Source organism: Streptomyces sp. XM83C, from assembly GCF_023072675.1.
GTDB lineage: Bacteria > Actinomycetota > Actinomycetes > Streptomycetales > Streptomycetaceae > Streptomyces > Streptomyces thermocoprophilus.
This window is the reverse complement of sequence record NZ_JALLGL010000697.1, coordinates 1-252: the sequence shown is the minus strand read 5'-3', so window position 1 is coordinate 252 and position 252 is coordinate 1. Positions and strand designations below refer to the sequence as shown.

At 70.2% G+C, this 252-nt stretch carries 1 pseudogene; it reads left to right on the top strand.

Going from position 1 to position 252, the window contains the following annotated elements:
- Positions 1-130: 130 nt before the first annotated feature.
- Positions 131-252: pseudogene (locus MTQ10_RS31105) on the top strand (IS5/IS1182 family transposase); the annotation flags it as partial.

The following is a 252-nucleotide window of genomic DNA, read 5'->3' as shown; positions in this document are numbered from 1 at the left end:
GCGGAGAGTTGCACGGTGGCCCGTCCTTGTTCAGGGCGCACGAGCGGTCCACCAGGGGCAACGCGGTGGCGAGCCAGGGGCGCACATCAGCCAAGACCGGCTACACCACTTCAAGGGACGCCATCCGGATCTGGTGGAGCGGTTGGTGCCGGACGAGTTGTGGGCGCTGTTTCGGCGGGTGGTGCCGCCGACGGAGGTCATACGCCCGCAGGGCGGCGGCAAACGGAGGGCCGGTGACCGCGAGTGCCTGGC